The sequence below is a fragment of the Rhodococcus sp. SB1D genome (genome assembly GCF_048573875.1).
In the GTDB taxonomy this organism is placed as follows: domain Bacteria; phylum Actinomycetota; class Actinomycetes; order Mycobacteriales; family Mycobacteriaceae; genus Rhodococcus_F; species Rhodococcus_F qingshengii.
Genome location: NZ_JBMAIQ010000002.1, coordinates 499,656 through 513,143, shown reverse-complemented (window position 1 = coordinate 513,143; position 13,488 = coordinate 499,656). Strand labels below are relative to the sequence as shown.

Annotated in this window: 13 protein-coding genes; 1 reads left to right on the top strand and 12 read right to left on the bottom strand. The window is 61.2% G+C overall.

What is annotated here, in order from left to right:
* The gene (locus ACN50D_RS07970) at positions 1-555 is read right to left on the bottom strand and encodes a TetR/AcrR family transcriptional regulator (protein WP_007731448.1); all 555 of its coding nucleotides are present in this window, start codon (positions 553-555) and stop codon (positions 1-3) included.
* A gap of 185 nt (positions 556-740) precedes the next feature.
* On the opposite strand from ACN50D_RS07970, the gene ACN50D_RS07965 reads away from it, so the two are divergent.
* Positions 741-1,964, top strand: a complete 1,224-nt coding sequence (locus ACN50D_RS07965) for a cytochrome P450 (RefSeq protein ID WP_064113486.1) — start codon at positions 741-743, stop codon at positions 1,962-1,964.
* 6 nt (positions 1,965-1,970) lie between these two features.
* On the opposite strand, the gene ACN50D_RS07960 is transcribed toward ACN50D_RS07965, so the two are convergent.
* The 11 genes from ACN50D_RS07960 to ACN50D_RS07910 all read right to left on the bottom strand — a co-directional run bounded on the left by ACN50D_RS07960 (position 1,971) and on the right by ACN50D_RS07910 (position 13,460).
* Complete coding sequence (locus ACN50D_RS07960) at positions 1,971-3,356, bottom strand: lipase family protein (RefSeq protein WP_249342798.1); 1,386 nt, start codon at positions 3,354-3,356, stop codon at positions 1,971-1,973.
* The gene (locus tag ACN50D_RS07955) at positions 3,356-4,639 is read right to left on the bottom strand and encodes a hypothetical protein (protein WP_162114524.1); all 1,284 of its coding nucleotides are present in this window, start codon (positions 4,637-4,639) and stop codon (positions 3,356-3,358) included. The genes ACN50D_RS07960 and ACN50D_RS07955 overlap by 1 nt, the downstream gene beginning before the upstream one ends.
* A 297-nt stretch (positions 4,640-4,936) precedes the next feature.
* Positions 4,937-5,995 carry a hypothetical protein gene (locus ACN50D_RS07950; protein ID WP_228401300.1) on the bottom strand — a complete coding sequence of 353 codons (1,059 nt, stop codon included), beginning with the start codon at positions 5,993-5,995 and terminating at the stop codon, positions 4,937-4,939.
* 1 nt (position 5,996) lies between these two features.
* The gene (locus tag ACN50D_RS07945) at positions 5,997-6,596 is read right to left on the bottom strand and encodes a signal peptidase I (protein ID WP_042453547.1); all 600 of its coding nucleotides are present in this window, start codon (positions 6,594-6,596) and stop codon (positions 5,997-5,999) included.
* Positions 6,597-6,604: 8 nt separating this feature from the next.
* Positions 6,605-7,210: a SipW-dependent-type signal peptide-containing protein gene (locus ACN50D_RS07940; protein WP_021332053.1), complete on the bottom strand. Its 606-nt coding sequence runs from the start codon at positions 7,208-7,210 to the stop codon at positions 6,605-6,607.
* A gap of 9 nt (positions 7,211-7,219) precedes the next feature.
* On the bottom strand, positions 7,220-7,891 hold the full coding sequence (locus tag ACN50D_RS07935) for a signal peptidase I (protein WP_223304718.1): 672 nt from the start codon (positions 7,889-7,891) through the stop codon (positions 7,220-7,222).
* Between the two features lie 65 nt (positions 7,892-7,956).
* Positions 7,957-8,499 carry a hypothetical protein gene (locus ACN50D_RS07930; RefSeq protein WP_019745195.1) on the bottom strand — a complete coding sequence of 181 codons (543 nt, stop codon included), beginning with the start codon at positions 8,497-8,499 and terminating at the stop codon, positions 7,957-7,959.
* Between the two features lie 26 nt (positions 8,500-8,525).
* Entirely contained in the window at positions 8,526-9,026 is a 501-nt protein-coding gene (locus tag ACN50D_RS07925) for an alternate-type signal peptide domain-containing protein (protein ID WP_003939763.1), read from the bottom strand.
* 218 nt (positions 9,027-9,244) lie between these two features.
* Positions 9,245-10,186, bottom strand: a complete 942-nt coding sequence (locus ACN50D_RS07920) for an Ig-like domain-containing protein (protein WP_082893093.1) — start codon at positions 10,184-10,186, stop codon at positions 9,245-9,247.
* A 722-nt stretch (positions 10,187-10,908) separates the two neighbouring features.
* Positions 10,909-12,504 carry an amidohydrolase gene (locus ACN50D_RS07915; RefSeq protein ID WP_211920849.1) on the bottom strand — a complete coding sequence of 532 codons (1,596 nt, stop codon included), beginning with the start codon at positions 12,502-12,504 and terminating at the stop codon, positions 10,909-10,911.
* Entirely contained in the window at positions 12,501-13,460 is a 960-nt protein-coding gene (locus tag ACN50D_RS07910; protein ID WP_042452737.1) for a DMT family transporter, read from the bottom strand. The genes ACN50D_RS07915 and ACN50D_RS07910 overlap by 4 nt, the downstream gene beginning before the upstream one ends.
* Between the last annotated feature and the right edge of the window lie 28 nt (positions 13,461-13,488).

Here is a 13,488-nt window from a genome sequence, read left to right as displayed (position 1 = left end):
TCAGGAGTAGATGAACGACTCGACCATCCCTCGTTCGGCGGCCCTGTCTGCAAGAGGCCACGCCAACAGCATCAACACGATCCGAACCACCCACTGCGACTCTTGACCTTCAGGATCCAATCCTGCAAGTTCCAGTGCAGTACGCGGGAGCAACGGCGAGGACACGAGATACTCGTCGATTCCGTTGGCCCGCGCTGCCGCAAGGCCGTGGCTCATGGCAGCGTCGGATCTGATCGCGTCGACGGCGACGAGGATCGACTCCACGATGCGCTCGTCGCCGTGCAGTGATTCGACGGCAGTTGCGACCTGGCTCGCCACGGATGCCGCACCTCGTGACAACAACCCCTCGCGGATCGCGGACTTGCCACCTACGTAGCGGTAGAGCGTTGCCCTCGAACAGCCTGCGCGGGCAGCGACGTCGTCGGCGTTGAACCGATCGAATCCCTGTTCTCGAATCAGCTCTGCCGCAGCCGCGAAGATGCGCTCGGTTGCGAGTTCACGGCGGTTACCGCCGGCCAACCAGTCGGCGGCGCGGCGCTCGTTTGCACCGGTCACTCTCCGTCACCTCGTCTCACTCTGAGACAGATTCAATCAGAAATCTCAAGGCTACGGAAGGCCGCGAGCCTCTGACCTGGGAGAAGTACGAGGGGGTTGAAGTGCGTGAGATTTTCTCAAAATGCCAGTTCAGAGGCATTTTCCACCTGTTGACTTCTCCTCGACGGCCGTGACATCTTCCCTTCGTGACACCATCGACGCTCGACATCAACCCTTTCCTGCCGTCGAACATCGACGACCCGTACCCGCTATACGACGTACTCCGGCGCGAGCACCCCGTGTACCGCATTCCTGATACCGACTTCTATCTGGTGTCCACGTGGGAATTGGTCACCGAAGCCGTTTCCCGTACCGACGACTTCTCCAACAACCTCACCGGCGTGCTGGTTCGTACACCGGACGGTTCGGCAATGACATTCGACATGAACGGCGGCGGCCAAGCTGTTCACGTTCTCGCGACTGCCGACGAGCCCGACCATCAACACCAGCGCAAACTTGTCTTGCCGACACTGGTCGCCAAACGTATACGAGCACTCGAGCCGGTGATGACCGAGTACACGCAGCAGTTGTGGGACAACGGCTTCGACGGTCGACGGATCGAATGGGTCACGTCGGTAGCGGACACGCTGCCGCTGCAGATGGTTGCCACGCTGATCGGCCTGCCGGCACACGACGTCCCCCAATTGCTGGCGTGGTCGTACGACAGCACCGAACTTCTCAGCGGCATCGTGACGTCGGAGCGTTTGACAGGCGTCGTCACCTCGGCGGCCGAACTCACCGGGTACCTCTACAGCAAGTTTCGTGACGCACGGGCTCACCCGGTGGATGATCTACTCGGAGACCTCGTCCGTTGCTGTGACGCAGGCGAACTCAGCGAAGACGTGGCCGTGCTGATGTTGGTGCAACTCGTCGGTGCGGGTGGCGAATCGACCGCCGGACTGATCGCCAACTCTGCACGGTTGCTCGCCGAGCGCCCTGAGATTCAGACGCAGCTGCGCGAGGACCCTCTACTCGTGGGCGCGTTCCTGGAAGAAACGCTCAGGCTCGAGTCACCCTTTCGCGGACATCACCGACATGTCAACGCGGACACGACACTCGGTGGCATGACACTGCCCGCCGGCAGTCATCTCATACTGCTGTGGGGTTCGGCGAACCGCGACCCCGAGTCGTTCGTCGAACCACAGGTGATGAACCTCGACAGAGTCAATCCCCGAGCACATTTCGCCTTCGGCAAAGGAGCACATTTCTGTGTCGGGGCCGCGCTGGCTCGTCTGGAAGCAAAGATCGCGATCGCAGTCCTTCTCGAAAACAGTGCGCACTTCACAATCGATTCCGAATCCCCACCCCGTTGGGTCCCCAGCATGTTCGTACGCCGCCATCAGAGTTTGCGTCTCGCTGTCACCGGATAGTTTCACTCAGTTGTCGAAATTGTGGGCTATCCAGTCGATCGTCTGCATTCCGAACAGATCAGTTCCCCAACCGTATGGATTCGTGAATGCGCGGTCCATACTGCAGTCGGTGGGCTGGTAGCTCACGTCGGTCCCTCCACTCCTGTACGTGTCCGCCAGTTCTCGCGCATCAGCTGCCGGTACAAGTGACATCGGGGAGTCGTCCTTTGCGCACGAAGTTATCAATACCTTCGACGCCGGAGCACCGTGGCCCAGTACGTTGTCGTCGTACGCGCGCTGGAAACTGGGTTCTGTGATCGGATCGATCCCCGGCTCGAAAAGGCTCGCCAGCGGTACGAACGGAAGCGTGAAGTACGCCGGCATCTGACACTCATCCCGGTACACGTCGGCAATCGCTCGGCCCACCGGATTGAGCTTGTCGTTCAACTTCATCTCGGGGTACCAGGGCTCGAGGCCGAGGAGCGTCGCCAATCCGAAGCCGGCCCCGACCGAGGAATCTGTTGTCTCCATGAATGTTCGGGGCTTGATCACCATTCCCTCGAGGACTGTCGAGACGATGTCGAGTTCCGGTGCGTAGGACTGCGCGGATTCGGCGGCGAATGCCGAACCGACTCCACCACCAGCGATTCCGAACAACGCAATCTCCGCATCCGGATTCAGCTCGGAATCCTGCACCTGAAATGCTGCGCGCACTGCATCCAACTGGGCGTGCCCGGCGAACTTACCCGCGAAGACCCCGTGGGGATCACGGTCTCCGTTGTTCCCGACGTCGGAAATTACTACGGCATAACCTTTTCCGAACATCAGCGCCAGCGGACCCAAGGCCGACCAGGAGGCGCCGTCCAGCGGATCACCGCCCGTCCAGTGCGAACTCGGATGACAGTAGCCGCCGACGCTGTCGTTGGCCTCCTGGTAGCTGATGACTTTCTTCTCCGATGCCGGTGTTCCGTCGATCGGGATCATCATGATCCCGGTGCTCACCACCGGCGTCGAACCGTCGATTCCAGTTGTGACGTACATGATCTTGTAGGCGTCGAGCTGTCCCGGTTTGTATCCCGTGAACAGTACATCCACCTTCTTCGACTTCAGGAGGTCACCGGGACGCTCGACGCCGGTCAACACCGGCTCGTCGTAAAACGGATCATCGGCGGTGAGCGCAGTGAAGATCTCCTCTTCCGATGCGAACTCCCCCGACCTGAGCGCACCGACCGTGAACCCGTTGAAAATCTCTCCCAGAGTGGGAGTATCGGTCCGAAACTCCTGGGATGCCGGAGCTTGCGCATCGTCTGGAACACCACTGCCTGGGGCCTCGGCCCCAGCAGTCGCAGGCAGAACCAGCGCAACGGTCAGCGCTACCAGCGGGGCAAACCTTCGAAATCTGGCACCCGACATCACTGAACCGTCACTTTCAAACTGGAGAGGGCCGATTCGAGAGTTTGTGGGAGGCTCATCATCGGGCGGTGACTCTCCAATTGAATTTCGTAGGGAACACTCAATGTGGCTACGAGCCGTGGCCAATCTTCTTCGACCATCGCTCGGTACTTCGGCAAGAGCTGCGAGGTGATGTAGTCCCACCGGTCCTCGTACACCGACCAGTTCCAATCCGGGAGGGGCAGTGTCACTGTCGCGGTGCGTCCGTCCGCCAGTGTCGTCGCGAACTCGAGAGACCGAAACGAGCGAGGCGGTACGACGCCGGCGACCGAAGGTGAACCGGCGACAGTCGATGCGTAAGTGATCGCCTCTCCCACATCACCTTTGTAGGCGCGCACGGTATCCCACTGGTCGCGGATGACCATCCCTTGCTCACGTTGGAGCAGTGCTACGTTCCCACGTGCAATCCGATTCGAATCGCCGGAGGCTACATCACGCCAGGCGTCCATGACATCCTGACCGAACAATCCGGCACTCTGCATTTCCTCCAGCGCGGGAAGTCCTTCATCCACGTATGCCTGATGCATCGGCATCAGATCCGAGAAGATGTTCTTCTGCATCACCAGGATCATCCCCAGCACATAATCCAAGTCGTCCGCCGTGACGTTCCTGCCCACCGCGGCGAGTGCGCGCAGCCCTGCCGGCAATTGGTTCAGCGCTTGCACGCCAACCTGATCCGTGACCTGAGAAACTATCGAATTGGCAACATATTGCAGATTCGGAAACGAGTACATGTCCGCCATCAGTTCGAAGTCGATCAGTCCCCCGCCGAAGTCCGCACCAACCTGTCCGCCCATGCCCGCCCACTGCAATTCCGGGTGACCGAGTTGCAGATCCTCGTAGTAGCGGTACGACTTCACCAGGTTCGTGCGATTAGCCGACACTCCGGCGCGCGGATTCCACGATGAGAGATCGATTCCGGCGGCTTCCGTGGCAGCGACCAATCGATACTGAAACAGCAAGGCCGCATAGGATTCCGGACTGCGACCACTGGCGCGGGCTTCTTCCACAAGGGCTTGCAAGGTGCCGAGATCAGTCGGCAACGCGGGATGGACACCGCCCGGACCGTGTTCGGCATTCCGATTCACCAAAGGCAAATTCACGTACTCGTCCAGCTCGGACGCCGACGCTGAAATCTGTACCGAGAGCAACGCGGACATCGCCAGCGCACATGCCGTCGCGGCTGCGAATACGTCGCGCGCCCAACGACGTCGCCGAACACCTGCCCCCAGGTTCATCCGCATATCGATCCCTGTACTCAGGTCGGCATAGCCCCAATCGACTCCGACACCAAACACTTACTTTGCAGTAAGATAACTCGAGCCCCGAATAAGTGCCAATCCACTGCGAACGCTTCAGGCATCTCTACACGTCGTTGCCGTCTGCAGTTGGTTTATCCAGTTCACGGGCGGCCGAAACCTCTCCAGCGGGCGACCAGCCGGTTACCTGATTGCCCGACACCGTCGGAACATGCGCAGCTACGACTGTGCCCCCGGGTCCGGAAACTCGGGGGCACAGTCCAGACGTCGAGTGATTGGCCGCTACCCGAAGTCAGGCATGTTCTGCCCGCTGTCCTTGTAGAACTTCCATGTGCCGTCCTGCGGTGACTCCATGATGCGGTAGACCTCGGTTGCCCCGACAATCCACAACTGGCCGTTGTACCAATGCAGAGTGGAACCCGATTCCACACGGCCACTTGCGAGTTCGTTGCCGTCGGCGTCGACCACTGCAACCCTGTTACCACCCGCAGTCCAGCCGCCGGTGAGGCCGCCACTCTCGACTGTGTCCGTCAGAACCGGCTTCGGATCAGCCGAGGGAGTGGTCTCCGGCGACGTGGTTTCCGGGGTGGTCGGTGCCGGAGTTGTCGTGCTCGGTGCCGTCGTGGTCGTGGCCTCGGTGGTGCTGGTCGGCTCGGTAGACGTTGTCGGATTGGCGGTCTCGCTCGTGGACGGAGCTTGGGTGGTGGTCGTCTCCAACGCATCAGGCTCGTTCGGCACCATCGCTTCGGCCTGCATCCTGCTCAGAGGGTTCGCCCCGTTGGGTGCCGGTGTCGCCGGATTCCAGGTGTTGGTATTTTCCCAGGCCTGGTTAGCCAATTGCGGACCACGATTACCCTCGCATTCGGTCCTGTTACTTACGAGGTCCTTATGGGTTATCTCGACAGACGACATGAAACCAGATGAGATTGCCGGCCCGTTCACGGTGTACACCCGCGCCCACATCACATTGCGACTGCCATGGGTAATTCCACTGATGGACGTTTGGCTCGCCGACAGATTATCCGTTCGAACGATGTAGCTCGGATCGGATTTCCTCACGAAAACCACCTTGTACCCCGTGACACCTGGAACCGCGGGCCAGCTCAGGTTTGCTCTACGTCCCAATAGGTCTGCTCCTCCCGACGTCGAGCAGTTCACAGTCGAGGTCAACGGCGTCGGATAGAAGTTGCCCGTCGCCACCTGTGCGCCAGTCGAATTGACCACGTCAGTTGGATTTGCCAACGTCCCAGTGGCCTGAGCCAGACCGAAAGCCATTGCAGCAGCGCCGCCGACAGCGATCAACGACCGCAGCGACTTCATGCGGGTGCTAGCCCGTCGCATTTCAATCATTATGAGCCTCCTGAAGCTCCCCGCAGGTTTCGTCAGCATCGACGCGGGCGTCATTTGTAGTGGCGGCGCGGGCATTCTCCAGACGCCGGTCTTTAGTTCGTCCAAATGCGATGACCAGCACCGCGCCTACCAATCCGCCGCCAAGGAAGGTTGCGAGCGGGCTGGAAAGCCAAGCAACGACATAGCCGAGCCCGCCGACGCTGATGAACACTCGGTCGGCCTCGGTGATGGTGTAGGGCAGTCGATCAGCCACATTGTTGGCATCGCCCTTGAGCGTGGCGAGCACGGTGTCCGCTCCTGCCGATTCGAGTTCGACCACGCGGTGGGTGATGCGCACGCCTTGGTCGTTGTCGACGCTGATCACGTCGCCGACAGCCAATTCAGTTGCAGGCACGGTCTTCGCCAGCGCCAGCGCACCGGTGGAAATTGCAGGTTCCATCGAACCCGAGCGAAACACCAGTGGTTTGATCCCGAATATCAGGGACGCGAGAGTGGCGATTATGCAGATGAGCCCGGCGACCGCAGCCACATTCAAGGCAATTTCCTTGCCACGACTGCGTCCCACGCTCACCTCCTCATCGGTGCTGTCCATCGCGATGATCACTGCCCCGTTGCGGTGAAGTTGAAGCCCAGATCGGCGATCTTGAACTGCTCCGTCTGACCCGCGGTCGAATCGACGGTCACCTTGATGCACACCTGCTCCGAAACACCGGCAGCGAGTGATCGGCCAGAGACGAGTGTCGGGTTCCCGGAGAACGCTTGCTGCGTCCCGATGATCGGTCCTGAACAGGTACTGCCGTCGTTGGCGCCGGTCTGATGTAGGGAAACCTTGAGCTTCCCGATCAGCGCGGACGAACCCGTGGCCGTTGCCGATACCGCCCACTGGAAGTTGGCAGTTCCGGTGTTCTGAACCGTCAATGCCCCAGCCTCACTCTGGCCTGGCAGCATGCTGTTGCGCTTGAGTTCGGTGAATTGGTGTGCGGGCCGCTGGTTGTCGACTTTCAGCTGGACCGACGAAGTGCTGAACATGCCGGTGGTCGCAGTAGCGCTGTCGGACCACGCCGCCATCGTGCCGACCGCTCCGAGGCCCAGGACCATGCCCAGTGAGAGCACGGCCCGGGTCCGTATCCAACCGGTCTCGCCCAGACGGCTTCGCATCCGCGCCCCGAGACGCGCGTCGCCGCCCGATTTCTGTTCTGTAGACATTCTGCTGTCCTATTTCGATTCGGAGGTTGGTGCCGATGGATCGGCGGGCAATACCGGCGCGCCGAGTTCAGGGCCGGAAAGAGTCGGGTCTGTGCCACTTTCGTCGTCACCGGCCTTGCCCCGCTTGTCGCGGATGCCACTGACGACCATCCACACGGCATATACAGCCAGGCCCGCAGCTACGCCTGTGGTGAGAATCGAACGCGATTGCCCGTTGATCACCGAGTTCACCCGGCCCAGATACGGCACCGAGTAGATGACCCGACCACGGATCTGCTCGGGCACCAGCGACCACGAGTCGGCGACGGGGTTGTTGTCGCCGCGAGTGTGGATGCGACGCTCCCCTTCCCCCGTGTAATAGATGCCTTCGATGCGGTGGGTGACCACCGCTGGATCGCCGGAGACGGGCTGGAACGTGATCACGTCCCCGGTGGTCAGATCCTCGTTGGGGGTCGGCTTGACCACGATGAGCGTGCCAGGGGGCATGGTCGGTTCCATCGAACCGGTGAGAACCGTGTACGCGGTGGAGCCGGTGAGTCGAGGGATAACGACCATCACCGCGAGAATGCCGACCATCAGCAGCAGCAGTACCCACGAGACGATGGTGCGAGTCCACCACCATAGGGTGGTCTTGTCGTCTCCGCCTTGTTCGGGATCATGTTGCCGCTCAGATGTTTCCACGTGTGCGCTGTGCCGGGGTCGATACTCGGCACGTTCGCCTGCACGCCGGCTTCTCGCGGTGACGGTCATGACTGGCTCACTGAGCTTGCGTCGAAAGTGAACGTCGCGTTGGACTGCTGGCTCGCTGCCGCGCCCTGGCCCAGCGTGGCCCGCAGGCACAACACCTGCATCTGCCCGGCCGGAACCAGCTGTTCGGAAAAGGCCGCGCCGTCCATGGCACCGTTGTAGAGCTCAGTGCCCACGTCGCCAGTGGCGGTGCAGGCCGCCTCGTTGGCTACCTTGGCCACGCGCAGGCTCAGCGGCGGTGGGGTCGCGCCGTTGAGTACAACATCGGAAAGCACGTAGTTCATCTGCACGTTGCCGGAGTTGATCACCGGCAGTGGCATCTGAATGCTGTCGCCCGGGCCCTTGTTGTCCAACTTGAACCCATCGAGGTTGAACTGCTTGACCCCTTCTCCGCCGGCAGAGATATCGAGCATGCCTGCCTGGATAGTGCCGCCGGTCGATTCTGCGGTATCGCGCCACAGCGCGCCGGTCTGCTGCACCGAGACGAACCCGATGAGCAGAACCGACGACGCTGCGATCGCCCATTTGTATTGGGTCTTCACGTGACCTTCTTCTGGTTACGGATTAACTACGGGGTGAGCGTCTGCTCGAGGGTGACCGAGGCTCCCGACAGCGTGGCTGCCTGGCCAGCGCCGTCCGTGTTGGTGGTGTCCGGCTTGAACGTGATCGTCGTGGTGATATCGCGCGTGCCAGTGCCCGCGGAGACGCTCGCGTTCTGACCACCGGCAGTCGCGACCTCCAGCTTGCTCGCGAGAGCCCCGGAGATTCCGCCGACGGTAGGTGTCAGCGTCGCCTTCAGGTTTGTGCCGACGAGGGTGTAGTTGTACGTGGCGGTGTAGGTGAGTACGTCACCGGGGACAATTTTGTCGCTGGCCGGGTTGAACGTGTTCGCGCCGAGCTTCCATACGCCGGAGCCGGCCGCTTCGCTGATCGTCATCGAGCCGGCATTGACGGTCTGGCTTCCGCCAGCGCCGGTCGACGCGTTCCACGCAGCCATGGTTCCGGCACCACCTGCGAGCAGAACAGCAGCCGCACCTGCGGCGATCGCACCCTTTGTGGTCTTGTTCATCTGGTATTCCTCCTGTGCAGTTCGCGGCGGGACATCCGACGCGCTTGGTTGAGCCCGGGCCGTGCGGATGTGCACTCCGGTGAAACAGCCCCAGGAAGGGGCATGGGAAATGAAGCCGCCGAATTGAATTCGGTGACCGAGAAGGTTGGCGATGCGCGGAGATGGTCGAGATCGCCCCGTGCATCGCGAGGTCTAAGTGGCCGGTTGGGCCGGAGTGGTTATCCGCCGAGGCTGCCGAACAGGTCGAGACTTCCGAGCGAACCGGTGCTACTTCCGAGCGAACCGCTGCTGCTGCCACCTGGATCGGTGGTTTTCGCCGTGACCTTGACCGTGACCGCCGTGGAGGCGGGGCTGGTCCCACCCGCATTTGTCGCCGTGGCGGTGATCGGATGACTGCCGGGCGTGGTGATCGTCAGGTTGCAGCTGAAGTTCCCACTCGTATCCGCGGTGGCGGTGCAGGTGGCGCCGCCTCCGGTCACGGTGACGGTACTGTTCGGCTCTGCCTTGCCGGAGACCTTGACGGGTGTGCCCGCCTCTACTTCGGCCGAACCCAGAGTCAAACCGGTCGGCGCACTGGGAGCAACAACGACGGGCTCGCCCTCCACCAGGACGAGACCCCAGCCGGGGTTGATCTCGTATCCCTGCAAAACTTCGCCGGCAGGGATGCCAATCATGAAACCAGCCATCACGTTGGCGTTCTGTGCGAGAGGCGTTTTCACCAGCTCGATCCGCGTCGACGAATTCGCATTCGGCCCGATCACGAACTGCTGGCCGACCTGGCCGTCGAGCTTGCCCCGCACTGTCGCAGTGCCGCCGCCCGAGACGGACCAGCTCTCACTGAAAAGAGTGAGCGTGGCAGGAAGGTCGCAGACATTACGAACGTTGAAGGCCAACTGCGTGCCCTCGTCACCGGGGATCGGGATGTAGTCGGTTCCACTGGGATCGAAGGCCGCCGGCTTCACCCAGGGTCCACCGTTCTGGGACATCTCCAGGCACTGGTCAGTGATGTCGTCGCCCGGGGCGGCCGCGGCGCTACCAGGTGCAAGCAGCGCACCCGAGGTCGCGAGGAGCAGTGCAGCCGGCAGAGCCGCCAACACAGCAGTGGCGCGCCGGGGGAGACGGGATTCTCGTCCGTCCCCGACCGGGAAAAATCGAGGCATGTGAAGACTCATTTCGTCTGTCCCGTTGCCGGGCATTGGGTGAAGAGATGGCGGAACGAGGTACATCCGCCATCGGTGCCAAACATGTTGCAGAAAGCTTGCGAGCCGAACCGTGACGCTGTGCATGCCCTCGCTCATACATAGCAACCGCTCCGCTTCGGATCAATTTTTATCACACGTATCAGCTTTTGTGGCGGTTTTACTGGTCAAACGTTCAGAAGGAATTTCAACATCCCTCAAGGGCTAATTCTGCACCCTGACCAGTACCGTTAGAAATAGTTAGCTGCGCATCGCAACTATTTACCAAAAAGCGTTCTGCGATCGAACGGGCGATTCGTTCCTATCCAAACAAGAACAAGTTCTAGATGCTCTTGGTATGTCCGGGAATCCACGAACGAACTCGCCGAGAACAGCGACCCTCGAGCAAACAGAAAGATCGAGCCGTTTCGAGACCCCCGCATTTCGTCCACTAGCGCCACGGACACGGGCGCCATCGATCGCTGCGCCCCGCCGGATCGTCCGGCCAGGACAAACTCTCGCGCGCTCCGAAACCAGCACTCCACCAATAACTTTGTCCGACCATCGAATCGCGACTGCCCGTGCTGCATCCAAAGCTGTGGGCCAGGAAGCAAATTCGCTCCCCGGCCCACGTGCATCTACAGTTGCGAAGCCGGTAAGGAGTTGACTACCGGCACCCAATCCCAAGGTAAAACGACGAGCATCTACGCCCCGAAGACGGTCTCACCTCCGACAACCGTGCGCAGGACCGACAGTTCATTCAAGTCTGTCGAATCGCTGCGCAGCGGATCTCCGTCGAGCACAACAAAATCCGCCAAAAGTCCCACCGCTATCCGACCTTTGTCCGATGACTCACCGGTGAGACGAGCGGCTGCGCTTGTGTAGCCGGCCAGCGCCTCGGACGCGGAAACCCGTTGCTCCGCACCCAGAACGTGACCTTCTCGCGTCACACGATGTACGGCGGTGTTCATCGTGAAGAGCGGGTTCACTGGAGTGACAGGGCAGTCGCAATGCAGCGCGTAGGCAAGCCCCGCCGCCACGACCGACGCCACGGGGCTGATCCGCTCGCCGCGACCCGGTCCGAGAAAACGATCGCGGTGCCGGTCACCCCAGTAGTAGACGTGGTTCACGAAGATCGACGCCACCACCCCGAGTTCGACCATCCGCGCGATCTGATCTTCCCGCAACGTCTGAACGTGCTCGAGTCGATGCGAAACTTCGATGTCCGGGTGCGCCGTCCGTGCCGCTGCAATTGCGTCCAATGCAAAATCGATGGCCTGATCACCGTTGGTATGAATCGCAACGTGTCGGCCGACAGCGTGATGTTCCTCGACGAGTGCCCCGAGCGCACCTGCCGGGATTGCCATTCCGCCGCAGTGGCATCCGCCCAGATCGTGGTACGGCGCGGTCAGCGCAGCGGTGTGCAACTGAATCGACCCGTCCGAAATGAGTTTGACGCCGCCCACACGAACTCGCTCGGTCGGATCGGCGAGTTCACCCAACTGATCGTGAACCCCGTGGCCGAGATAGAGGCGCGCACGCAGCCTCAAGTCACCATCGGCGTCGAGTTGCCGGTACGCCTCGTACACCTCGGCCGTGACGTACATGTCGTGGAAACTCGTCACGCCCACCGACGCCATGACTTCCTGCGCCCGCAGCATCGCGATCTTGGACGCATCCGGGTTCATATCCGGAACAAGTCCGTGCACCAGAGACATTGCCGGAACCTCGCACAGTTCACCGGTGGGTACACCGTCGCTGTCTCGAACGATGACACCACCCTCCGGATCGACCGTGGTGGCATCGATCCCGGCCTTCTCCAGTGCGACCGAGTTGACATAGATTCCGTGAGCAGACAAGTGCCGCACCAGAATCGGATGATCGGTGGAAGCCTTGTCCAGATCAACCGCGGTCAGGCCTCGATCTTCCGCCACGAGGCTGTCGTCGAAGCCCCACGCTTCGATGGGCTCGCCAAGTGGTGTGATCGCGGCCCGCGCGGCCAACGCCGTGATCAACTTCTCGATGGTCGGGCACGTATTCGTCGTTGCGTCGACCCCACTGAGCATCAAACCCCACATCATCGGATGAAGGTGCGTCTCGATGAACCCCGGCACAACCACCGCTCCGGCGAGATCGACAACGGAGGTTTCGGAATCGGTCAGCGCCGAGATCTCGGCGTCAGTTCCGAGGGCGACAAATCTGCCGTCCTTGACTGCCACAGCGGTGGCGTTATCGCCGACCGCACCGTCCATGGCCCTGATGTCGCCGTTGATGTAGATGTGGTCAGCCGCCGTGGTCATACGCTTGTCTCCATTCGTTTTCCGACAACAGTCGTCGAGGATTTCTTCGCGGGTATCCGCGTCGCCACAACCACTCCGGCCAAAATCATTCCGGCACCCGCAAGTTGGACGAGAGTTGGGGTCTGTGCAAGCAGCACTGCGCCGAACAACAGTGCTGACGCCGATTGCAACACGAGGCTGGCGGCGACTGCACTTGCAGGCAGACGCTGACTGGCGCTGGCTACCAGCAGCCACCCGATCACCTGAGATACCAACGCGAGCAGCACAAGCCAGCCTTGAGCTACGAGCGAAGGGGTCAGATCCAAAGTTCCACTCACGAGGCCGTATGCACCTGCCGTGAGGGCAGTGGCTCCCGTCGAGACGAACATCGGCAACGCCGTTCTGCCCGCCGCCCGAGTAGCCAGACCCATGAGGAAGATGTAGACCGCGTACGCGCCTGCGGCGATCACGGCAAACGACACTCCGACAGCAGGATTCGACCCGGTGAGCGTTGTGCTCGTCCCGGCTACCAGAGCAACTCCGACAAAGAGCAACGGAAGGCTGGCGACCAGTTCCCGGCCGATCCGTTGGCGCAGGACAACGTAGCCGAGGATTGCGACGAACAGCACCTGCAAATTCAGGATCACAGTCGAAAGACCTGCCCCGATCGAATGAATCGACTCGTGCCAGAGCACCAGATCGATTCCGAGGAACGCGCCGGCAAGTAGAGACTTCACGATCCAGGGCGCCGAGATCGAAGGCCGGGGTGACCGACGACGCTGAACGAGCACGAGCATGCCGAGAGGGATGAGCGCATAGAGACACCGAAAGAATGCACCCGTCGACGGAGACACTCCTGAGAGTTCGTAGAGCACCGAGGTCAACCCGAGGATGCATGCACCGGTGACGACTACGCGCAGGTCACGACGGCGTAGTTGATCGCCGGACAGCTCGCGTGGCGATACTTCATCACTCATGGTGATAATGTATCACCGACGCGAAGCC

Bases quoted from the DNA above. Each gene is read 5' to 3' on its own strand.
- ACN50D_RS07960 (WP_249342798.1), bottom strand. From the start codon at position 3,356: ATGTCGGGTGCCAGATTTCGAAGGTTTGCCCCGCTGGTAGCGCTGACC.
- ACN50D_RS07955 (WP_162114524.1), bottom strand. From the start codon at position 4,639: ATGCGGATGAACCTGGGGGCAGGTGTTCGGCGACGTCGTTGGGCGCGC.
- ACN50D_RS07950 (WP_228401300.1), bottom strand. From the start codon at position 5,995: ATGCGACGGGCTAGCACCCGCATGAAGTCGCTGCGGTCGTTGATCGCT.
- ACN50D_RS07945 (WP_042453547.1), bottom strand. From the start codon at position 6,596: ATGGACAGCACCGATGAGGAGGTGAGCGTGGGACGCAGTCGTGGCAAG.
- ACN50D_RS07940 (WP_021332053.1), bottom strand. From the start codon at position 7,210: ATGTCTACAGAACAGAAATCGGGCGGCGACGCGCGTCTCGGGGCGCGG.
- ACN50D_RS07925 (WP_003939763.1), bottom strand. From the start codon at position 9,026: ATGAACAAGACCACAAAGGGTGCGATCGCCGCAGGTGCGGCTGCTGTT.
- ACN50D_RS07920 (WP_082893093.1), bottom strand. From the start codon at position 10,186: ATGCCTCGATTTTTCCCGGTCGGGGACGGACGAGAATCCCGTCTCCCC.
- ACN50D_RS07915 (WP_211920849.1), bottom strand. From the start codon at position 12,504: ATGACCACGGCGGCTGACCACATCTACATCAACGGCGACATCAGGGCC.
- ACN50D_RS07910 (WP_042452737.1), bottom strand. From the start codon at position 13,460: ATGAGTGATGAAGTATCGCCACGCGAGCTGTCCGGCGATCAACTACGC.